At 52.3% G+C, this 20,971-nt stretch carries 20 protein-coding genes; 7 read left to right on the forward strand and 13 right to left on the reverse strand.

The window, feature by feature from the left end; genetic code table 11:
- Positions 1-33: 33 nt before the first annotated feature.
- The 11 genes from J4613_RS10835 to ybgI all read right to left on the reverse strand — a co-directional run bounded on the left by J4613_RS10835 (position 34) and on the right by ybgI (position 9,193).
- Complete coding sequence (locus tag J4613_RS10835; protein WP_064239923.1) at positions 34-1,167, reverse strand: glycosyltransferase family 4 protein; 1,134 nt, start codon at positions 1,165-1,167, stop codon at positions 34-36.
- A gap of 12 nt (positions 1,168-1,179) precedes the next feature.
- Complete coding sequence (locus J4613_RS10840) at positions 1,180-2,076, reverse strand: glycosyltransferase (protein WP_000973922.1); 897 nt, start codon at positions 2,074-2,076, stop codon at positions 1,180-1,182.
- Entirely contained in the window at positions 2,073-3,224 is a 1,152-nt protein-coding gene (gene glf / locus J4613_RS10845; RefSeq protein WP_001524621.1) for a UDP-galactopyranose mutase, read from the reverse strand. The genes J4613_RS10840 and glf overlap by 4 nt, the downstream gene beginning before the upstream one ends.
- Before the next feature lie 285 nt (positions 3,225-3,509).
- Positions 3,510-4,250, reverse strand: a complete 741-nt coding sequence (locus J4613_RS10850; RefSeq protein ID WP_001194237.1) for a hypothetical protein — start codon at positions 4,248-4,250, stop codon at positions 3,510-3,512.
- Position 4,251: 1 nt separating this feature from the next.
- Entirely contained in the window at positions 4,252-4,587 is a 336-nt protein-coding gene (locus J4613_RS10855) for a hypothetical protein (protein ID WP_001182680.1), read from the reverse strand.
- Between the two features lie 459 nt (positions 4,588-5,046).
- Positions 5,047-5,613 carry a tyrosine-type DNA invertase gene (locus J4613_RS10860; protein ID WP_000824704.1) on the reverse strand — a complete coding sequence of 189 codons (567 nt, stop codon included), beginning with the start codon at positions 5,611-5,613 and terminating at the stop codon, positions 5,047-5,049.
- Positions 5,614-5,672: 59 nt separating this feature from the next.
- Complete coding sequence (locus J4613_RS10865; protein ID WP_001521652.1) at positions 5,673-5,804, reverse strand: hypothetical protein; 132 nt, start codon at positions 5,802-5,804, stop codon at positions 5,673-5,675.
- A gap of 323 nt (positions 5,805-6,127) precedes the next feature.
- Positions 6,128-6,862, reverse strand: coding sequence for a 5-oxoprolinase subunit PxpA (gene pxpA / locus J4613_RS10870; protein WP_001017911.1), 735 nt, complete (start codon positions 6,860-6,862; stop codon positions 6,128-6,130).
- On the reverse strand, positions 6,852-7,784 hold the full coding sequence (gene pxpC / locus J4613_RS10875; RefSeq protein ID WP_111742403.1) for a 5-oxoprolinase subunit PxpC: 933 nt from the start codon (positions 7,782-7,784) through the stop codon (positions 6,852-6,854). Before pxpC ends, pxpA begins: the two co-directional genes overlap by 11 nt.
- Positions 7,778-8,434 (reverse strand): 5-oxoprolinase subunit PxpB, encoded by a 657-nt coding sequence (gene pxpB, locus J4613_RS10880; RefSeq protein ID WP_111742404.1) that lies wholly within the window; start codon positions 8,432-8,434, stop codon positions 7,778-7,780. Before pxpB ends, pxpC begins: the two co-directional genes overlap by 7 nt.
- A gap of 15 nt (positions 8,435-8,449) precedes the next feature.
- On the reverse strand, positions 8,450-9,193 hold the full coding sequence (ybgI, locus tag J4613_RS10885) for a radiation resistance protein YbgI (protein ID WP_000798844.1): 744 nt from the start codon (positions 9,191-9,193) through the stop codon (positions 8,450-8,452).
- 328 nt (positions 9,194-9,521) lie between these two features.
- Between ybgI and J4613_RS10890 the strand changes: the two genes are divergently transcribed.
- Positions 9,522-11,003: an MFS transporter gene (locus J4613_RS10890; protein ID WP_001041123.1), complete on the forward strand. Its 1,482-nt coding sequence runs from the start codon at positions 9,522-9,524 to the stop codon at positions 11,001-11,003.
- A 38-nt stretch (positions 11,004-11,041) separates the two neighbouring features.
- Here J4613_RS10890 and phrB read toward each other — a convergent pair whose 3' ends face one another.
- Entirely contained in the window at positions 11,042-12,463 is a 1,422-nt protein-coding gene (phrB, locus tag J4613_RS10895) for a deoxyribodipyrimidine photo-lyase (RefSeq protein ID WP_001142022.1), read from the reverse strand.
- Between the two features lie 110 nt (positions 12,464-12,573).
- Complete coding sequence (locus J4613_RS10900; protein ID WP_000401435.1) at positions 12,574-12,780, reverse strand: YbfA family protein; 207 nt, start codon at positions 12,778-12,780, stop codon at positions 12,574-12,576.
- A gap of 336 nt (positions 12,781-13,116) precedes the next feature.
- On the opposite strand from J4613_RS10900, the gene kdpF reads away from it, so the two are divergent.
- Genes kdpF through kdpE form a run of 6 tightly spaced genes read left to right on the forward strand, consistent with a single transcriptional unit; the run spans position 13,117 to position 20,902 of the window.
- The gene (kdpF, locus tag J4613_RS10905; RefSeq protein WP_001670793.1) at positions 13,117-13,206 is read left to right on the forward strand and encodes a K(+)-transporting ATPase subunit F; all 90 of its coding nucleotides are present in this window, start codon (positions 13,117-13,119) and stop codon (positions 13,204-13,206) included.
- Positions 13,206-14,885, forward strand: coding sequence for a potassium-transporting ATPase subunit KdpA (gene kdpA / locus J4613_RS10910; RefSeq protein WP_079899337.1), 1,680 nt, complete (start codon positions 13,206-13,208; stop codon positions 14,883-14,885). Before kdpF ends, kdpA begins: the two co-directional genes overlap by 1 nt.
- Positions 14,886-14,905: 20 nt before the next feature.
- Positions 14,906-16,954: a potassium-transporting ATPase subunit KdpB gene (gene kdpB / locus J4613_RS10915; protein ID WP_000088026.1), complete on the forward strand. Its 2,049-nt coding sequence runs from the start codon at positions 14,906-14,908 to the stop codon at positions 16,952-16,954.
- A gap of 8 nt (positions 16,955-16,962) precedes the next feature.
- Complete coding sequence (gene kdpC / locus J4613_RS10920) at positions 16,963-17,547, forward strand: potassium-transporting ATPase subunit KdpC (RefSeq protein WP_000579804.1); 585 nt, start codon at positions 16,963-16,965, stop codon at positions 17,545-17,547.
- Positions 17,544-20,228, forward strand: a complete 2,685-nt coding sequence (kdpD, locus tag J4613_RS10925) for a two-component system sensor histidine kinase KdpD (protein ID WP_000997473.1) — start codon at positions 17,544-17,546, stop codon at positions 20,226-20,228. Before kdpC ends, kdpD begins: the two co-directional genes overlap by 4 nt.
- Positions 20,225-20,902, forward strand: coding sequence for a two-component system response regulator KdpE (gene kdpE / locus J4613_RS10930; RefSeq protein WP_064239921.1), 678 nt, complete (start codon positions 20,225-20,227; stop codon positions 20,900-20,902). Before kdpD ends, kdpE begins: the two co-directional genes overlap by 4 nt.
- The last annotated feature ends 69 nt before the right edge of the window (positions 20,903-20,971 follow it).

A 20,971-nucleotide genomic window follows, 5' to 3' on the forward strand; every position in this document is an offset into this window, starting at 1 on the left:
AACACTGACCTACTTCATAAGCACTTTATGGTGTTAGCAACCAATAGTGTCTTTATAAATTTGCAATGTCTTATTAATGACTAATATGCTGGAAAACAATTCCTTTACACGTTTTCTTCCATTCGCCCCCATCTCTAAGCGAATCTGTGGATTTTTTAACAAATACTCTAATTCTACCGCTAACTCCTGAGCTGAATTACTTTTCACGATCAACCCATTATAGTTATGAATAATTAAGCTATCACATCCGCCGGTATCATAAGCAATACATGCACGTCCTACAGATGATGCCTCTAATAAAAGCCGTGGTACTCCTTCCGGATAAATAGATGGTAATGCAACGATATTCGATTTCTGAATAAGCTCATATACATTCGAAGAGCGTCCCAGCCAGTTAATTAGTCCTTCATTATGCCAGTGATGAATGAGCTCCAAAGGGATAGCATCTTTATCGTCCTCGGCCAATATACCTGCAACATTTAAAACAAAATGAATATTTTTTTGTCTGAGGATCTTTTTTGCTTCAATGAGATCGCCAAGACCTTTACTCCATAACATTCGGCTTGCAAAAAGGACTATCGGTATCTCATGTTTTTTCTCTATAGAGAATTTATAAATATCCGGGTTAATTCCAGCACCTTCGATAACGATAGTTTTATGATAATCAATACCTACTAAATGCGATATTTTTCGTCGATCTTTATCATGTTCAAAAATAAAAACACCACGCTTATTACCGGCAATATATTTGTAAACCAAAACGGTTAACGCACGCAATATTCTCATTGGCACGGTATTATATAAAAAGATTCGACCAAGTCCGACAAAGCTGATAACAACTGGACTATTACTTCTTCTGGCGCTAACTCCACCAATCAGGCAAGGTTTGAGCGTAATACAATGCAATAAGTCAGGATTAATCTCCTTAATAATTTTCCGAGCGTTAAGGAATGCTCTAAAAAAAACAAACATATTAAATGACTGAGCAACAAGAGACACATTGTGACAAATAAAACCAAGCGTTTTGAATTTTTTTATAATCTCTTCACCAATAAAATGACTTATGATATGAATTTCATAACCCGCATCCCTTGCCGCTATCGCACGTTCTGTCCAGTGTAAATCAAAGTACCAGTCTGAATTCACAAAATAACATAACCTTTTCATCTCTTCGTCCTGCTAATGATATTTCCCACTAATACCTTTAAGTCCATGAAGTATTCCCTGCCAGATAAAATATAGATAACGAAATTTCTTACGCTGCCATGGTAATATGGCGAGATATTTAGAGAGGCGTAATACTATAGAAAGAACACTGAATATCCTGGGAACGGGTAAAAGTTTTCTCAGCAGCAACAAATTTCTACAAAGATAATATACTTTCCATTCGGGGCAGATACACCTTCCATGAATAGAGATATCATGAATAAATTTAATTTCTGGGGAGTAACGAATTTTCTGCCCGGACAATACTAGCTTATAACCAAAGAAAAAATCATCATAATAAAGGAAAAGTTCATCATGGATATCGTTAAGATGGTTATTCAATACCTTTCGATCAATAATCATACCAACGAATGACACAGTTTGAACATCAGTAACCTGAGTTCTTACTGGAGAAAACCTCTCTGGGCGCATCGCATAATAAATAGTCTCAAACACCGTAGATGGGACCCTAATGAAAGGCAAATTCATCCGACAAGACCGCCCATAGGTGTCCTGAACTCGCGACGCAAATATACGGTAACTTGATGTATCTAATAACGAGAAATGCTTTAAAATATTAATTTCCGGGTAAGCATCATCATCATAGAAAAATACCCAATCGGCATTACTATATGAGCATATATATTGACTACCTACTTTAAATCCGCCAGCACCACCAAGATTATCTTTAAGATTAAGTATCGTGATGCCAGGTTCACTTAATGAAGAAAGCCATTCCCTGGTACCGTCGCTTGAGCCATTATTAACGATAACAATAGAGGAAAAACCCGCCTTAACAGTCTCTCGCACACTTTTTTTTAATTTTTCAAGACGATTAAAAGTTACGATTAGCGCTGTACACTTCATCAAACGGTAACTGTAAAAGCTGGCATTTCTTTTTGTTCATATAGCGACGTTAAGTATACGTCCGCCGTCTGTAATGCTTCAGCTATCGTGATGTCCATATCGAGATAACGATAAGTGCCAAGACGACCAATGAAAGTAATATTTTTTTCTTTTTTAGCCCGCGACAGATATTTATTCAGTAAATCCATTTTATCTGCCCTGCGAACAGGATAGTAGGGTATATCACCAGCTTCACATTCCCGACTATATTCTTGATAACATATTGAAGCTTCATGTCTCTCCCACGGAGAAAAATATTTGTGCTCAGTAATCCGAGTATAAGGAGTATCTATTGAACAATAATTCATTACTGCGCATCCTTGATAATCACTCTGGCAAATTATTTTTTTAAAGTCTAATGTACGATATTCCAGTCGGCCATATTGACAGGAGTAAAAGGCATCCAGCGCGCCACTGAAAAAAACATGATCATAATTTGTCCGCATTTCCTGAGTGAAGGAGCGACATAGTTCAACAGCGATATTTTCGTGTTCGACAATGGACTTGACCATTTGTGTATAACCAAATTTTGGTATTCCCTGAAACTTATGATTGAAATAGTTATCATCATAATTAAAACGAACAGGGATACGTTTCAATACAGAAGCGGGTAACGCGGAAGGATGAAGCCCCCATTGTTTAATGGTATAACCTTTAAAAAAGGCTTCATATAACTCTTTACCAATGAAACGCAAGGCCTGTTGCTCAAAATTTTGTGGTTCCAGAATGGTGCTATCACATTTTTGAAGCAGTAATTTCCTGGCGTCATCAGGTGAGCAGGCGACACCAAAAAATTGATTGATGGTATGAAGATTGATAGGTAGAGAAAATACCTGACCATTTACTGTGGCCTTAACCTTATTGATATAAGGCATCATCTCAGCGTATTTATTTACATAATTCCATACAGTTTCATTATCAGTATGAAAAATATGAGGACCATAAACGTGCACCATAATACCCGTGTGCTCATCTCGGGCATCATAAGCGTTACCACCGATATGCGAACGTTGATCAATAATATTGACTACATGTCCCTGCTCGGCTAACTGGCGTGCTATTACTGCGCCTGAAAGGCCCGCACCTACAATTAGTATCTTTTTACGTTGCATTATTTTTGTCACTCTGTTCGCAGACACAGATAATATTAGATAGTTTATCCAGAACCATTTTCATTTATATCAGAAGGGTAAAGTGAAATTTACTCAACGCATCCAGATAATTCCACGCTACCGCCACAGCGCGTAAACCCTCGCACTGATTACAGATTCATTAATGTCACACGTTATGCGGTATTTCCGGACAACGATGATTGCCATATTTATTTTGTGAAGATAACTCATTCAGAACGCAACATTATGGGTCTGAATACCGCGCGGCATGATGTAAATATGCTGTCAGCATAAATCCGGTGCGTTACCGGCCCCAGTTTTTACCAACCCACTCTGTTGACTGATGTCCGGACCGACGTCCGGTATCCTTATTCTTACCGCATCAGATAGCGGTACTCCTGTCGGGATATCCCAGCGTTGTTTCAGCGTCTGCTCCGCGAGCCAGACCTGCCTCACGCCGGTTCCCAGCATACGGGCCGTCATTTCCGGGCTACAGCCTGACAACAGTAATCCCAGCACCCGCCGTCCCTGTTTTGGCAGACGCTCTGACAGTAACCTGACCAGCGTGCGGCTGTTTATCTCCATCACCAGCTCCGGCACGCTCAACGCGCTTTTCATCTCCTCCTCGTAAGGCGATGTCTGTAGTGATGACCATATGGCAAGCTCAGCCATTCTGGCCAGAACCCTTACCGACATGGCGCGTTTAATCAGCCTCAGATGGCGGAAGTAACCTTCCACGCTGACGTCAACCGGTAAAAACGCGTTACTGCTGCAAAAAACCACTGTCCGCGGATAACGCTGAAAAACCTGTTGCCACAGCAGAAGCTGGGTTGATGGCCGTCCGGCGGATATCACCATCGCGCCGGGCCACCGACGCAACCGATCCAGCAGCCCTTCTGGTGTCCTGAGACGAACGCAGTCCTCCACGCAAAGGCCACCGGTATCCGGAAACTGCGCAGGATTTTCGCCTGACTGACAAAACATAATCAGCCGGAGAGGCGGCAGTACTCTGGTTAACGTCTGCATATCAGTACGTCAGAACCTGATACAGGCTGAACAACGCTGCGACGGTGGAGACCGCCAGCAGGAGCAAAAATATTTTCGCCCCCATACTGTACCGGCACTTACTGGTGCCCCCCCTTCCGGTGGATATTTCCGCATATTCTTGCGTCATCAGATTGTTCTCCTCTGGCCATTGCCGACCCGGCACTGCACCAGCAACGGCAGCTTCGTGTTGTGGAAACAACATGTCCGCACCCTTTCGTGGACCGGGAGCCATTCCATGTCTGTATGAAAAATGACGTCTGGCCCTATCTAAACACAGCACTCTGACACCCTGTCCGGTTCTGCTTTTCGGCTGCACAGGCCGTCAGTCCCCCTGGTAGTAAATGCTCCTGCCGCAGGGTAATTCTGCCCTGTGCGGAGTACAAAATGACAAATAGAAAACACAGTAATCTATTGATTTATATGTTGATTATGTAAATCAGCTTTCCCTGAACAGATTTCTCTGTGATTTAACAATATGATTCAAAAAGTAAAATAAAGGATTTAATTCTTTGATATGATAATTAATCAGCATTAAATATTATTTAATACGTTTTTTTAATACTTAAAATTAACATTTTGTGCAGGCAGGACAAAAATGGATACAGCATAGTGCTGGTTGGACCAGGTGAATTTTCCCTTAGTTTTTTTATTGTTATATGGATAACTCCTTAATAAGCAAGAGATTACGATTGCATGACTCTTGTGTGGAAGGGGTAAATCTGAGAGGATGATGAAAGCGCGAAGCGGACTTAACTTTTTGAATCAGAACGTACGGTTATACTCGACGTTTTTTTCGCCATATTCCATGAAAACGCCCGGCGTTACTTGCGGTGTATCTTACGGTGTGCTGGATATTCCTGTGCCCCAGATAGTCCTGTATGAGTCGTGTATCAATCCCTTTATCAGCAAGGGCGTAGCCGCAGGCATGTCGCAGCATATGAGGATGTGGCGCTATCGTTAATTCGGCCAACCGCCCTGCCTCACGAAGTATGTAAAAAAATTGTTGCCTGCTGAGCGGATGCCGTCGTAGCGACAGGAACAGCCAGTCTCCGTCAGCCCCTTTCTCAAGATACTTCCTGGCCCTGAGCCAGCTTTTCAGTACGTTATACTCATCGGGAAGGAGGGGGTGACACGTTGAAAAGCCATTTTTGAGGCGCCGGATATAAAGCTGTCTTCCTGCAAGATCAATATCCGACAAGCGCAGCCCCAGCAGCTCACTGGCCCGGAAGCCGTGAATAAACGCCATCAGGATTAAGCAGCGGTTTCTTTCCGGGAAGGGCATTCTGTCGGTCGCTGACAGCAGTTTTTCAATCTCTTCTTGCGTAAGATATTTTCTTTTCACAAAACAAATCCATCATAACAAAATGAGTAATATACTAAAAAATCACTGATCAGATGAGTTTAATTTTCGCTAAAAAAGTTGCTATGCGTAAACAGCTTAAAATCCATATAGCTGGCAATCTGGCACGCTATCCATGACGTGATAGTGAAACAGCGAATCAATCTGGCTTCAATCTCCTGATAAGTCGTCATGATGAGGAATATAAATGCTAAAAATGAGGCTATCGTGAGGTAAATCAATCAGAAAGGGGTAATAAAGAGTCAGGTAGTTTACCCGCCCCGGAGGTTTGATTAGATGGCGATAGCTAACAATATCATAATGATTTTCAAAAACTCTGCTGCTAACAGCAATAAGCTCATCATACTGGCTATTACAGCATCACTTGGTTATTTTTAAAATAATATATTATAAGGGGATTTATATAGTATTGAATAAATCCCTCTTCCTGACATTAAGAGAACAGAACACGATAATTTTTAGCAGCCGTAATATAATAGCTTCAATCGTCGGGCTCTCAGGCAATAACGTGTATATTACGCGCATTGAACGCGGCGCGTAGCCTGCGTGCGAATGCAAGCGCATACTCGCCGTCGCCATGAATGCACACCGTTTGCGCCGTGACAGTCGTCCACACGCCAGTAACGCTTTTCACTCTCCCGGCTTGTACCATATCCAGCGTTTGCGCCAGCGCCTGCTCTTCGTCGTGAATCAGCGCGCCAGGTTGCGTGCGCGGCACCAGGCTACCGTCGGCCTGATAGCCGCGATCGGCAAACACCTCCTGCCGCGTCACCAGGCGATGGCGCTCACCGGCCCGGATCAGCTCACTTCCCGCCAGTCCAACCAGTATCAGTGACGGATCATAGTCGTGTACCGCTTTCGCAATCGCCTGTGCCAGATGAGGATCTTTCGCCGCCTGGTTATAGAGCATACCGTGCGGTTTGACATGGCGCATCACGCCGCCTTGCGCCTGGACAATCGCCCCCAGCGCGCCGATTTGGTACAGCGTCTGGGCGTATACCGTTTCCGGCGGCAAAACCATCGCCGTCCGCCCAAAATTATCCCGATCCGGAAAGCTGGGATGCGCGCCGATCGCCACGCCGTTTTTCAGCGCCTCGCGCACACAGGTCAGCATGGTTTGCGCATCACCGGCGTGAAAACCACAGGCGATATTGGCGGAGGAGACCAGCGTTAATAATTCGCTGTCGCTGGCGCAACCTTCGCCCAAATCCGCATTTAAATCAATGTTCATACTGAAGTCGCCAGGTAAGCTGTTCCAGATAGCGCCGACGCTCGCGGCGCGCGTTGAGCGCCTCCTCCAGCGAACATTGCACAAAATGGATCGGTTGTCCTAGCGGGATCTGCGCCAGATGGTACATATCTGCCTCGATGATGCAGGCAATGCGCGGATAGCCGCCAGTTGTCTGGGCATCATTCATTAACACAATAGGTTGGCCGTTGTAAGGCACCTGCACGACACCGGGCAGCAAACCGTGCGACAGCAGTTCGCGATCCGTTGTCCGCGTTAACGATTGTCCCTGCAAACGATAGCCCATGCGATTACTTTGCGGACTGAGCTGCCACGGCGAACGCCAGAACGCTTCTTGCGAGGCGCGATCGAACTCACGGTATTCCGGCCCCGGTAGCGCACGGATGCGATTCCCCCACAGTAACTGCTTCACGCCCTGCGGCCCGCTAAACTGTCGCGATGGTTTACCCGTCGCCAGCCGATCGCCATCTTTTAGCAGCCGTCCTTCCAGCCCACCGATGCCGGACTTCAGATCGGTACTACACGATCCCATCACCTCCGGCACAGCAATACCGCCCGCCACCGCCAGATAGCTACGCATCCCGTGAAGCGGTCGATGCAGCGTAAGACGCTGACCCGCTTTTACCGGCAATCGCCAGCCGGTCCAGACCGGTTGATCATCCAACTGCGCCTCGCAGCCTGCGCCGGTAAGAGCGAACCAGGTCTCATTTTCAAATTCGACAACCAGTTGGCCGAGAGTGATTTCCAGCGCCGGGGCATTCGCATCGTTCCCGACCAGGAGATTAGCGGTCTGAAAGGCGGGTTTATCCAGCGCGCCACAGTGACTCAGCCCCGACTGACGAAAGCCGTGACGCCCGCTATCCTGCACGGAGGTATAAATCCCCGCGCGAATAATATTCAGCATATTCCCTCCTTTTGCGGCACAAAGCGTACGCTGTCGCCAGGGCGTAGCAGAACCGGGGGCTCCCGCATCGGATCGAATAACTTCAACGGCGTGAGGCCGATCAGCTGCCAGCCGCCCGGCGTGGATAATGGATAAATACCCGTCTGCGCGCCGCCGATGCCGACAGAACCGGCCGGAACCTGCAGGCGCGGCTCCGCGCGTCTGGGCATATGGAGCGGTTCTGGTAAATTCCCAAGATAGGGAAAGCCAGGCTGAAAGCCTAAAAACCAGACGACATACTCAACGGAGGCATATAGCTCCACGACCTGCTTTTCACTCAAACCGCTGTGCCGTGCCACCGCCGCCAGATCCGGCCCGCCTGCGCCGCCATAGATCACCGGGATCTCAACCGAACGCGAGTCCGGCTCCAGCGCCTCGCTCTCTTCCCACCAGCGCTGCAGACGCTCAATCGCATCCAGCGCCAGGGTTTGCGGTTCCCGCAAGATCACGGTGATATTGTTCATCCCGGGAATGGCTTCCACCACGTTCGGCATATCGACCAGACGCTGCGTCAGACGCCAGATGCGTTTCTGGCTCGCCAGCGTAATCGGCGGTTCAAGTTCCAGGACGACCGCCGTTTCGCCTAACAGATAACAACGCGCTCGCTGCACTTTATTACCTCTCAGTTATGCCGGGTTAGGGATATCAATAAACGTCACATCCAACGCCGTGTTTTCGTTCAACCATTCGCTCAGGGCGCGAATACCGCCGCGTTCAGTGGCATGGTGCCCGGCGGCATAAAAATGCAGCCCCTGTTCGCGCGCGGAATGAATGGTCTGTTCAGACACCTCGCCGGTAATAAAAGCATCCACGCCGAAGCGGGCGGCGCTATCAATAAAACTTTGCCCGCCGCCGGTACACCAGGCGACACGCTGCACATTCTCTGGCCCGGTATCGCCGCACCATAGCGGTTTACGCCCCAGACGCGCTTCAATCCATGAGGCCAGTTCCAGCCCCGGCACCGGCATTGAGAGCTCTCCCCACGGCACCAGCGGCTCAATTTCTCCTTTCACGGTAATGCCTAATAGCGCCGCCAACTGCGCATTGTTGCCCAGCTCAGGGTGCGCATCCAGCGGCAGATGCCAACCGTAAAGGTTAATATCATTTGCCAGTAACGTTTTTAAGCGACGGCGTTTCATACCGCGAATAACCGGAGACTCGCCTTTCCAGAAGTAACCATGATGAACAATGACCGCATCGGCCTGCAAACGCACCGCCTCATCGAGCAGCGCCTGACTTGCGGTCACGCCGGTAACGATTTTCTGTACCGTCTCTTTTCCTTCGACCTGTAAACCATTCGGCGCATAATCGCTTATTGCCGCACTGTTCAGCTTGTCGTTAATCAGTTGTTCCAGCTCGGTGTTTTTCATCATCGCTCCCTTTAACCCACGTTCTACTTTCCCGTTACGGGTTCAGCCTCCGTTAACATAGCCTCCCGTTAGCCGTTCGTCGATAAACATTTGTTTGACACATCAAGAAACAATCACCCCCGGGTTTGGCGCAAATTACTTAGCAAAACACGATCGGTTTCATGTATATTTATGCAATCAGAACGCATATTGCAGAAAAAATCAGTTCTGTATCATGTTGGTAACTTTAAGGAAACACGGCGATGCGGCAGGCTTAATAAGCCCACAAAGAAAGGCATTATCTGAGATGCCCGCTTTCTTGCCGCAGTGCATCTATCCCGGAAATACGATGAATAAACAAGCATCTCAACCCCGCGCTATTTACTACGTTGTCGCCCTGCAAATTTGGGAGTACTTCAGCTTTTATGGTATGCGCGCCCTACTGATTCTTTATCTCACCAATCAGCTAAAATACGACGATAACCACGCCTATGAGTTATTCAGCGCTTATTGTTCGCTGGTCTACGTAACGCCGATTCTTGGCGGCTATCTGGCGGATAAGGTGCTTGGCAACCGAATGGCAGTCATGCTGGGCGCATTTTTAATGGCTATAGGTCATTTAGTGCTGGGCGCCAGTGAGATCGCGCCGACATTCCTTTATCTGTCGCTGGCGATCATTGTCTGCGGCTACGGCCTGTTTAAATCGAATATTAGCTGCCTGCTGGGCGAACTGTACCAGCCGGAAGATCCGCGCCGCGACGGCGGGTTCTCGCTGCTTTACGCAGCGGGCAATATTGGTTCGATCGTGGCGCCTATCGCCTGCGGCTATGTGCAAGAGGAGTACAGTTGGGCGATGGGCTTTGCGCTCGCTGCCATTGGTATGCTTGCGGGGTTAGTGATCTTCCTGTGTGGAAATCGTCATTTCACCCACACTACCGGCGTGAATAAAGCCGTGTTGTGCGCCAGAAACTACCTGCTGCCGAACTGGGGCTGGCTGTTAATTTTGCTGGTAGCGGCGCCGTTGCTGATTACCGTTCTGTTCTGGAAAGAATGGTCTGTCTATGCCTTAATCGTGGCGACCGCGATCGGCCTGGTCGTGCTGGCAAAAATTTATCGTCAGGCGCAAACGGCCAAACAGCGCAAAGAACTGGGGCTGATTGTCACCCTGACCCTGTTCAGTATGCTGTTCTGGGCGTTTGCCCAGCAGGGCGGCAGTTCTATCAGCCTGTATATCGACCGCTTTGTGAACCGCGATATTCTGGGCTATTCCGTTCCTACCGCCATGTTCCAGTCGGTGAACGCCTTTGCCGTGATGCTGTGTGGGGTCGTCCTGGCCTGGCTGGTTAAAGAGAGCGTAAGCGGTAATCGCACCGTGCGTATCTGGGGCAAATTCGCGCTGGGTCTCGGTCTGATGAGCGCCGGATTCTGTATTCTGACCCTGAGCGCACGCTGGTCCGCCGCTTACGGACACTCTTCAATGCCGCTAATGGTGCTGGGACTGGCGGTGATGGGCTTTGCCGAGCTGTTTATCGACCCGGTCGCCATGTCGCAAATTACGCGCATTGATATCCCCGGCGTCACCGGCGTATTAACCGGAATTTATATGCTGCTGTCCGGCGCGATAGCTAACTATCTGGCAGGCGTCATCGCTGACCAGACCTCGCAAAGCGCCTTCGACGCCAGCGGCGCGGTTAATTACGCCATCAACGCCTATGTGGATGTTTTTGAACAGATCACCTGGGGCGCGTTAGCCTGCGTAGGGGTTGTCCTGCTGATTTGGCTGTATCAGTCCTTCAAATTCAAAAGCCGCGCGCTGGCCGTCGAATCCTGATAGCAGAATGCCCGGTAGTTTGCGCTACCGGGCCTGTATCACGCCCCTTTTCTCGCCGCCTCATAGGCGGAAAGCGTTGCGATTCTCGCCTGTTTGTGCTCCACAATAGGCCGAGGATAATCAAGCACGACTCCCGCTTTTTCCGCCCACCGCCACGGCTCGTGAATCGCTTTTCCAGGGATATCGCGTAATGCCGGTAGCCACTGGCGGATAAATTCGCCGTCGCGATCGAACCTCTCTCCCTGAGTCGTGGGATTAAAAATACGAAAATAAGGCGCGGCGTCAGTACCGGTTGAGGCGGCCCACTGCCAGCCGCCATTATTGGCGGCAAGATCGCCGTCAATAAGCTGCGACATGAAATAGCGCTCCCCCAACCGCCAGTCAATCAACAGATCTTTTACCAGAAAGCTGGCGGTAATCATGCGTAAACGGTTATGCATCCAGCCCGTCGCATTAAGCTGGCGCATCGCCGCATCGACAATGGGATAACCGGTTTCGCCTTTCTGCCATGCCTGAAAATAGTGCGGGTTTTCCTGCCACGCGACGCGTTTTGTCCAGCGGATAAACGGCTGGTGTTTGCATAATGCCGGATACCAGGTCATTAAATGACGGTAAAATTCCCGCCAGATGAGCTCATTCAACCAGACGCTTCCCGGCCCGCCGTCCAGCGCCTGCGGCTGCTCCGCCAGTAATCGGTGCAGGCACTGTCGCGGCGACAGGCCGCCCGTCGCCAGGCTGGCGGAAAGCCGACTGGTGCCGTCGACCGCAGGGAAATCCCGCCGTGACTCATACCCGTCTGCGCCCTGCGCGCAAAACTGACGTAGCTGCGCGATGACCGCGTTTTCTTCCACCGGGAAAAGCGCGGCGTCAAACGCCTGTTGCGGGTAGTTAAGCGAGACTGGCGTTAAGGGTGTAGAAAGCGCGCCGCTCACCCGGATCTTCGGGGCCGGAACGCACGGCGGAATATCCTCTTTTAGCCGTTTCAACCAGGCGTTTTTAAACGGCGTAAAAACTTTATACATTTCATGATTGCCGGTCATCACCGCGCCGGGCGCAAGAATCACGCTATCGTCAAAGCCTTCGCAGATGACAGATGGCAGCGTTTTTTCCACCGCCGCATCACGCTGACGCTCGTTAAACTCATACTGATAGTTATAAAACAGATGGCTGACGTCATGCTGCCGGCAAACGTTTTTAACCGTCTCAATACTGGCGTTAAAATCCGCCACTTCATGAAACAGCAGCGGAATCCCTTTCTCTGCAAGGGCCGTCTGTAGCGCATTGAGCTGCGCGCTGATGAATGCCGCCTGCCGCGGCGCCATATCATGGGCCTGCCACTGCGCGGGGGTGGAAATATAAAGCGCCAGCACCCGCGCGGATGCATCGCGGCAGGCGGCGGCCAGCGCAAGGTTATCCTGTAAACGCAGATCGCGCCTGAACCAGACTAAATGGGTGGGCATACAACTCCTGAAAGATGAAACGTCACGGCGAATAGCGTTAAACAGTGTAGACCCTGGCGCATAAAAAAACCGCCAGCGTGGCGGCTGACGGTTTTTCAGGCTGGTCGCGATTAATAAAAGTCGCAGGTGGCTTTTTCAGCCTGCGCCATCCATACCGGTTTATCACTGGTTTTCGACCAGACACGGTGCAGATAACTATAAAAACGCGCGCGGTCTTTCCAGAAGAGCATCACCGGCAACGCCAGCACGCCTGCGGTCACCGCGAAAGCACGACGTGCAAAAATGACATGCGCTGGATAGTCTTTATAGTGTTCCATACGTTTCCCCCCTTTATACCGACGCTATCCGCCCCGGTATAGATTGAATCGGTGAATAGCACCGAAAAATTGAACCTCGTTACCTGATTAAAATAGTACCGCTTTCGGTGTAATTTTACTACTCATCCGACCACTTATTTTCACGCTTTTCCAGCAGATTTACATTCAAAGCGTAAATTAGTTACAAAAAGGTTAAATTAATACTAATCATTAGTTAAATAATGGTCTTTGCCATTTTTATACTTTTTTTACACTCCGCCCGCCAATTTTTGCGAAATCTTTGCAGCCAAAAAATTACCTTTCTCAGGAGTAAAACAATGCCACTGGAGGTGCTCTGTGAGTGCAGGCGTGATAACCGGCATCGTGCTGGTTTTCTTACTTTTAGGTTATCTGGTCTATGCCCTGATTAATGCGGAGGCGTTCTGATGGCCGCGCAAGGATTTTTACTGATCGCCAGTTTTTTACTGATTTTATTGGTACTGGCGAAACCGTTGGGTTCGGGCCTGGCAAGGCTCATCGCCGCCGTTCCGTTGCCGGGCGTGGCTGGCGTTGAGCGTATCCTCTGGCGGACTCTTGGCATTACCGACCACGAAATGAACTGGCGTCAGTATTTACTGGCGCTACTGACGCTCAATCTGCTGGGACTGGGCATCCTGTTTTGCCTGCTATTCTGGCAGGAGTGGCTGCCCTTAAATCCGCAGCGGCTACCGGGGCTGTCCTGGGATCTGGCGCTGAATACCGCCGTCAGCTTTGTCACCAATACCAACTGGCAAGCCTACAGCGGCGAAAGCACGCTGAGCTACTTTAGCCAGATGGCCGGGCTGACGGTGCAAAATTTCCTGTCGGCGGCGACCGGGATTGCGGTGGTTTTTGCGCTTATCCGCGCCTTTACGCGCCAGAATGTGCACACGCTGGGTAATGCCTGGCAGGATCTGGTACGCATTACGCTATGGATATTATTTCCTGTCGCGTTAATTATCGCGCTGTTTTTTATCCAACAAGGCGTACTGCAAAACCTGTCGGCTTATCAGCCCATCACCACCCTTGAAGGCGCTAAACAACTTTTGCCGATGGGTCCGGTTGCTTCGCAGGAGGCGATCAAAATGCTTGGCACCAACGGCGGCGGTTTCTTTAACGCCAACTCTTCGCATCCGTTCGAAAACCCCACCGCGCTCACTAATCTGGCGCAGATGCTGGCGATATTTTTGATTCCAGCCGCGCTCTGTTTCGCCTTTGGCGAAGCGGCGGGCGATCGCCGTCAGGGACGCGCGCTACTGTGGGCAATGTCATTCATTTTTGTAGTCTGCATAGCGGTAGTGATGTGGGCGGAAGTTCAGGGAAATCCACATCTGTTGGCGGCAGGCGCGGACAGTAGCGTCAACATGGAGGGTAAAGAAACACGCTTTGGCGTGCTGGCCAGCAGCCTGTTTGCCGTCGTCACGACCGCGGCGTCCTGCGGGGCGGTAAATGCCATGCACGACTCGTTTACCGCTCTGGGCGGTATGGTGCCGATGTGGCTGATGCAAATTGGCGAAGTGGTCTTTGGCGGCGTCGGTTCAGGGCTGTACGGCATGTTGCTGTTTGTCCTGCTGGCGGTGTTTATCGCGGGGCTGATGATCGGTCGCACGCCGGAGTATCTGGGGAAAAAAATCGACGTGCGCGAAATGAAAATGACCGCACTGGCGATTCTGGTCACGCCGATGCTGGTCTTGTTGGGTTCAGCGCTGGCGATGATGACGGATGCCGGACGCAGCGCAATGCTGAACCCTGGCCCGCACGGTTTTAGCGAAGTGCTATATGCCGTCTCCTCTGCCGCCAACAATAACGGTAGCGCCTTTGCGGGTCTGAGCGCTAACTCGCCTTTCTGGAACTGTTTGCTGGCGTTCTGCATGTTCGTCGGCCGTTTCGGCGTGATTATTCCTGTCATGGCCATCGCCGGATCGCTGGTCAGTAAAAAAGTACAGCCGGCCAGTCAGGGAACGCTGGCGACCCACGGCGCGCTATTTATTGGACTGCTCATCGGCACGGTACTGCTGGTCGGCGCGCTGACGTTTATTCCTGCCCTGGCGCTTGGCCCGGTAGCGGAACATTTCTCTTTACCTTGAGCGATGTGGAGTACATTGATATGAGTCGCAAGCAACTGGCGCTGTTTGAACCTGTTTTACTCGTACAGGCGCTAACGGATGCCGTAAAAAAATTAAGCCCACGCGCCCAGTGGCGTAACCCGGTGATGTTTGTGGTCTGGGCCGGCAGCGTGCTAACCACTCTGTTAACGCTCGCTATGGTAACAGGACAAATAGCGGGAAGCGCCTTGTTTACAGGGATTATCAGCCTGTGGTTATGGTTCACCGTACTGTTCGCCAATTTTGCCGAAGCGCTGGCGGAAGGCCGCAGCAAAGCTCAGGCAAACAGTCTGAAAGGAGTGAAAAAGACCGCGTTCGCTCGCCGCCTGCGCGCCCCGCGCCATGATGCGCAGGCCGATAACGTGCCCGCCGCTGAACTGCGGAAAGGCGACATTGTCCTGGTCAAAGCGGGCGATATTATTCCCTGCGACGGCGAGGTCATCGAAGGCGGCGCCTCGGTGGATGAAAGTGCGATTACCGGCGAATCCGCGCCCGTGATCCGTGAGTCCGGCGGCGATTTCGCCTCTGTCACCGGCGGAACGCGAATTCTTTCCGACTGGCTGGTGATTGCCTGTAGCGTCAATCCTGGCGAAACCTTTCTTGACCGGATGATCGCGATGGTGGAAGGCGCGCAGCGGCGGAAAACGCCTAACGAGATTGCCCTGACGATTTTGCTCATCGCCCTGACCATTGTCTTTTTACTGGCGACCGCCACCCTGTGGCCCTTCTCCGCCTGGGGCGGTAACGCGGTCAGCGTCACCGTGTTGGTGGCGTTGCTGGTGTGCCTGATCCCCACCACCATCGGCGGGCTACTCTCCGCCATTGGCGTAGCCGGAATGAGCCGAATGTTGGGCGCGAACGTCATCGCCACCAGCGGCCGCGCCGTAGAAGCCGCGGGCGATGTCGACGTGCTGCTGCTGGATAAAACCGGCACTATCACGCTCGGCAACCGCCAGGCGTCCGATTTTATACCCGCCCGAGGGGTGGACGAACGCACGCTGGCTGACGCCGCGCAGCTCGCTTCGCTGGCCGACGAAACGCCGGAAGGTCGCAGCATTGTGATCCTCGCCAAACAGCGCTTTAACCTGCGTGAACGCGATGTGCAGTCGCTTCATGCCACCTTTGTTCCGTTTACCGCACAAAGCCGCATGAGCGGGATTAATATCGATAACCGGATGATCCGTAAAGGCTCGGTGGACGCGATTCGGCGTCATGTCGAGAGCAATGGCGGCCATTTTCCCGCCGATGTCGAGCAAAACGTCGAGAACGTGGCGCGTCTGGGCGCGACGCCGCTGGTGGTCGTGGAAGGCGCGCGCGTACTGGGTGTTATCGCCCTCAAGGATATCGTTAAAGGCGGCATTAAAGAACGTTTCGCCCAGCTACGAAAGATGGGCATTAAAACGGTGATGATCACTGGCGATAACCGCCTGACGGCGGCAGCGATTGCCGCCGAAGCCGGTGTGGACGATTTTCTTGCCGAAGCCACGCCGGAAGCCAAGCTGGCGCTGATCCGCCAATATCAGGCGGAAGGACGGCTGGTCGCCATGACCGGCGACGGCACTAACGATGCCCCGGCGCTGGCGCAGGCTGACGTCGCGGTGGCGATGAACTCCGGCACCCAGGCGGCGAAAGAAGCCGGTAATATGGTGGATCTGGACTCTAACCCGACCAAGTTGATTGAAGTGGTGCATATCGGTAAGCAGATGTTGATGACGCGCGGCTCGCTCACCACCTTCAGTATCGCGAATGATGTAGCGAAATATTTCGCCATTATTCCCGCCGCGTTTGCCGCTACCTATCCGCAGCTAAACGCGCTCAACGTGATGGGGCTGCATTCGCCGAACTCCGCCATTCTGAGCGCGGTGATCTTTAACGCCCTGATTATTATTTTTCTGATCCCGCTGGCATTAAAAGGCGTGAGTTATAAGCCGCTTTCCGCATCGGCCATGCTGCGCCGTAATTTATGGATCTATGGTCTGGGTGGTCTGGTGGTGCCGTTTATTGGTATCAAAGTGATTGATGTGCTGCTGACCCTGCTGGGTCTGGCGTGAGGTGTATGATGATCGGTTTACGTCCTGCTTTTTCGACAATGTTATTTCTGCTGTTATTGACTGGCGGCGTGTATCCGCTTCTGACCACGGCGCTGGGGCAGTGGTGGTTTCCCTGGCAGGCTAATGGCTCGCTGATTCATAAAGACAATGTGATACGCGGCTCAGCGCTTATCGGACAATCGTTTACCGCCGCGGGCTATTTTCATGGCCGGCCCTCCGCCACCGCCGATACGCCTTATAATCCACTGGCGTCGGGCGGAAGCAACCTGGCCGCCAGCAATCCCGAACTGGATGCGCAAATACAGGCCCGCGTCGCCGCGCTACGCGCCGCTAACCCCCAGGCGAGTTCCGCGGTTCCGGTTGAGCTGGCGACGGCCTCGGCAAGCGGGCTGGATAATAATCTGACACCCGGCGCCGCGGCATGGCAAATCCCCCGCGTGGCGGCGGCTCGCCAGCTTCCCGTTGAACAGGTCGCGCAACTGGTTGCAGAATATACGCACAGGCCGCTGGCGCGCTTTCTTGGGCAACCGGTGGTGAATATTGTTGAGCTTAATCTGGCGCTGGATGCGCTACAGGGACACAGAGCGAAATGAACGACGAACCCTTGCGTCCTGATCCGGATCGCTTGTTGGAACAAACGCCCCCGCCCCACCGGGGGAAGTTGAAAATTTTCTTCGGCGCCTGCGCAGGCGTCGGAAAAACCTGGGCGATGCTGGCGCAAGCGCAGCGGCTGCGAGCGCAGGGGCTGGATGTGGTGATCGGCGTGGTAGAGACGCACGGCCGTGAAGAGACCGCCGCACTACTTGACGGGCTGACCATTCTGCCGCCAAAACGTCACTCGCACCGGGGGCGGCAAATTCGCGAATTTGACCTGGATGCCGCCCTCGCCCGGCGTCCGGCGCTAATTTTAATGGATGAGCTGGCGCACAGTAACGCGCCTGGCTCACGCCATCCTAAGCGCTGGCAGGATATTGAAGAGCTGCTGGAAGCGGGAATCGACGTTTTCACCACCGTGAACGTACAACATCTGGAAAGTCTGAACGATGTGGTGAGCGGCGTCACGGGGATTCAGGTGCGCGAAACCGTCCCCGATCCCTTTTTTGATGCCGCTGATGAAGTCGTACTGGTCGATCTGCCGCCCGACGATCTGCGCCAACGGCTCAACGAAGGTAAAGTGTATATCGCCGGTCAGGCGGAACGCGCTATTGAACATTTTTTCCGCAAGGGCAATCTGATCGCCCTCCGCGAGCTGGCGCTACGCCGGACAGCCGATCGCGTGGACGATCAGATGCGCGCCTGGCGCGCGCATCCGGGCGAAGAAAAAGTATGGCACACCCGCGATGCGATTTTACTGTGTATCGGGCATAACACCGGCAGCGAAAAACTGGTGCGTACCGCGGCGCGTCTGGCCTCCCGGCTCGGCAGCGTCTGGCACGCCGTCTATGTCGAAACGCCAACGTTACACCGCTTACCGGAAAAACAACGGCGGGCTATTTTAAGCGCGCTGCGCCTGGCGCAGGAGCTTGGCGCGGAAACCGCCACCCTGTCCGATCCCGCCGAAGAGAAAGCGGTCGTGCGCTATGCCCGCGAGCATAATCTGGGGAAAATCGTCATGGGCCGCCCGGCGTCGCGACGCTGGTGGCGACGTGACGCTTTCGCCGACCGTCTTGCCAGGCGCGCGCCGGATCTCGATCAGGTGATCGTCGCGCTGGAAGAGCCGCCTGCCCGCGCGTTGGCGCAAACGCCTGATAACCGACCTTTTAAAGAGAAATGGCGTGGGCAGATTCAGGGCTGTCTGGTCGCCGTAGCGCTTTGCGCCATCACCACGCTTATCGCTATGCAGTGGCTTGTCACCTTTGACGCCGCCAATCTGGTGATGCTCTATTTGCTGGGCGTAGTGGTGATTGCGCTGCTTTACGGACGCTGGCCGTCGGTGGTGGCGACGGTGATTAACGTGGCGAGTTTCGATCTCTTTTTTATCGCGCCACGCGGTACGCTCGCCGTTTCGGACGTGCAGTATTTGCTGACCTTTGCCGTGATGCTGACGGTTGGTCTGGTGATTGGCAATCTTACTGCCGGGGTGCGCTATCAGGCGCGCGTCGCCCGTTATCGGGAACAGCGTACCCGTCATTTATATGAAATGTCTAAAGCGCTGGCCGTCGGGCGTAGCGAACATGATATCGCCGCGACCAGCGAGCGGTTTATCGCCTCGACGTTTCAGGCGCGCAGCCAAATTTTATTACCTGATACTAACGGTAAGTTGCTGCCTCTCACCCACCAGCAAGGCATGACGCCGTGGGACGACGCAATTGCGCGCTGGAGTTTTGATAAAGGCCAGCCTGCCGGCGCAGGCACCGATACCCTCCCTGGCGTGCCTTATCAAATCCTGCCGCTGAAAAGCGCCGATAAAACGTACGGTCTGGCTATCGTCGAACCGGGTAATTTGCGTCAGTTAATGGTGCCGGAGCAGCAACGCCTGCTGGAAACATTTACTCTGCTTGTCGCCAACGCGCTGGAACGACTGACGCTGACCGCCAGCGAAGAACAGGCGCGTCTCGCCAGCGAGCGAGAAAGTATTCGCAACGCTCTGCTGGCGGCGCTGTCGCATGATTTACGCACGCCGCTGACGGTATTGTTCGGCCAGGCGGAAATTTTGACGCTGGATTTAGCCAGCGCAGGATCGCCCCACGCGCGTCAGGCCAGTGAAATCCGCCAGCATATTCTCAACACCACCCGGCTGGTGAATAATTTGCTGGATATGGCGCGTATTCAGTCCGGCGGGTTTAATCTTAAAAAAGAGTGGCTGACGCTGGAAGAGGTCGTCGGTAGCGCGTTACAGATGTTAGAGCCGGGTTTATTGCATCCGATTACATTGTCGCTGCCGCAACAGTTAACGCTTATCCATGTCGATGGCCCCTTATTTGAGCGTGTCCTGATCAACTTGCTGGAAAACGCCGTTAAGTACGCCGGGCCGCAGGCCAGTATCGGCATTGATGCTGCGGTTAAGGACGATCGTTTACAACTGGATGTCTGGGATAACGGGCCGGGTATTCCTGCGGGGCAAGAACAGAAGATTTTCGATAAATTCGCTCGCGGCAACAAAGAGTCCGCCGTCCCCGGCGTGGGGCTGGGGCTGGCGATTTGCCATGCTATCGTAGAGGTACACGGCGGCACGCTTACCGCCTATAATCGACCGCAGGGCGGCGCCTGTTTCCGTGTGACGCTGCCGCAAGGAAAGCCACCTGAACTTGACGATTTTCATGAGGATATGTGACAAACGTTCTGATTGTTGAAGATGAACAGGCCATCCGCCGCTTTCTGCGCGCCGCGCTGGAAGGCGACGGCCTGCGCGTGTATGAAGCTGAAACATTACAACGTGGTTTACTGGAAGCCGCCACGCGAAAGCCCGATCTGATTATTCTCGATCTCGGCCTGCCGGACGGCGACGGAATCGATTTCATTCGCGACCTGCGTCAGTGGAGCGCAATACCGGTGATTGTCCTTTCCGCCCGCAGCGAAGAAAGCGATAAGATTGCCGCGCTTGACGCCGGAGCTGATGATTACCTGAGCAAGCCATTCGGCATTGGCGAGTTGCAGGCGCGTTTGCGTGTCGCGCTGCGACGGCACGCTGCCAGCTCTAGCGCCGATCCGATCGTCCGCTTTTCCGGCGTGACGGTCGATCTCGCCGCACGGTTGATCCACCGTGGCGACGAAGAAATCCATCTGACGCCGATTGAGTTCCGCCTGCTGGCGGTATTACTCAATAATGCCGGCAAGGTATTAACCCAACGGCAGTTATTAAACCAGGTCTGGGGCCCTAACGCCGTGGAGCATAGCCACTATTTGCGCATCTATATGGGACATTTACGCCAGAAACTGGAACAAGATCCCACCCGCCCACGCCATTTTATTACCGAAACCGGAATTGGCTATCGCTTTATGCCGTGAATAGCTATTCATTATTTTTAAATAACTTTTAATTTTTATGTCATTTATTTTCGGCGTCGCGAATAATTA

It is taken from the genome of Salmonella sp. 32020114201800008SM, from assembly GCF_017572025.1.
Taxonomy (GTDB): domain Bacteria; phylum Pseudomonadota; class Gammaproteobacteria; order Enterobacterales; family Enterobacteriaceae; genus Salmonella; species Salmonella enterica.

Coding starts and splice junctions, on each gene's coding strand:
- J4613_RS10835 (WP_064239923.1), bottom strand. CDS start 1,167: ATGAAAAGGTTATGTTATTTTGTGAATTCAGACTGGTACTTTGATTTA.
- glf (WP_001524621.1), bottom strand. CDS start 3,224: ATGCAACGTAAAAAGATACTAATTGTAGGTGCGGGCCTTTCAGGCGCA.
- J4613_RS10850 (WP_001194237.1), bottom strand. CDS start 4,250: ATGCAGACGTTAACCAGAGTACTGCCGCCTCTCCGGCTGATTATGTTT.
- J4613_RS10865 (WP_001521652.1), bottom strand. CDS start 5,804: ATGACGACTTATCAGGAGATTGAAGCCAGATTGATTCGCTGTTTCACT.
- pxpA (WP_001017911.1), bottom strand. CDS start 6,862: ATGAACATTGATTTAAATGCGGATTTGGGCGAAGGTTGCGCCAGCGAC.
- pxpC (WP_111742403.1), bottom strand. CDS start 7,784: ATGCTGAATATTATTCGCGCGGGGATTTATACCTCCGTGCAGGATAGC.
- ybgI (WP_000798844.1), bottom strand. CDS start 9,193: ATGAAAAACACCGAGCTGGAACAACTGATTAACGACAAGCTGAACAGT.
- J4613_RS10890 (WP_001041123.1), top strand. CDS start 9,522: ATGAATAAACAAGCATCTCAACCCCGCGCTATTTACTACGTTGTCGCC.
- phrB (WP_001142022.1), bottom strand. CDS start 12,463: ATGCCCACCCATTTAGTCTGGTTCAGGCGCGATCTGCGTTTACAGGAT.
- J4613_RS10900 (WP_000401435.1), bottom strand. CDS start 12,780: ATGGAACACTATAAAGACTATCCAGCGCATGTCATTTTTGCACGTCGT.
- kdpA (WP_079899337.1), top strand. CDS start 13,206: ATGGCCGCGCAAGGATTTTTACTGATCGCCAGTTTTTTACTGATTTTA.
- kdpB (WP_000088026.1), top strand. CDS start 14,906: ATGAGTCGCAAGCAACTGGCGCTGTTTGAACCTGTTTTACTCGTACAG.
- kdpC (WP_000579804.1), top strand. CDS start 16,963: ATGATCGGTTTACGTCCTGCTTTTTCGACAATGTTATTTCTGCTGTTA.
- kdpD (WP_000997473.1), top strand. CDS start 17,544: ATGAACGACGAACCCTTGCGTCCTGATCCGGATCGCTTGTTGGAACAA.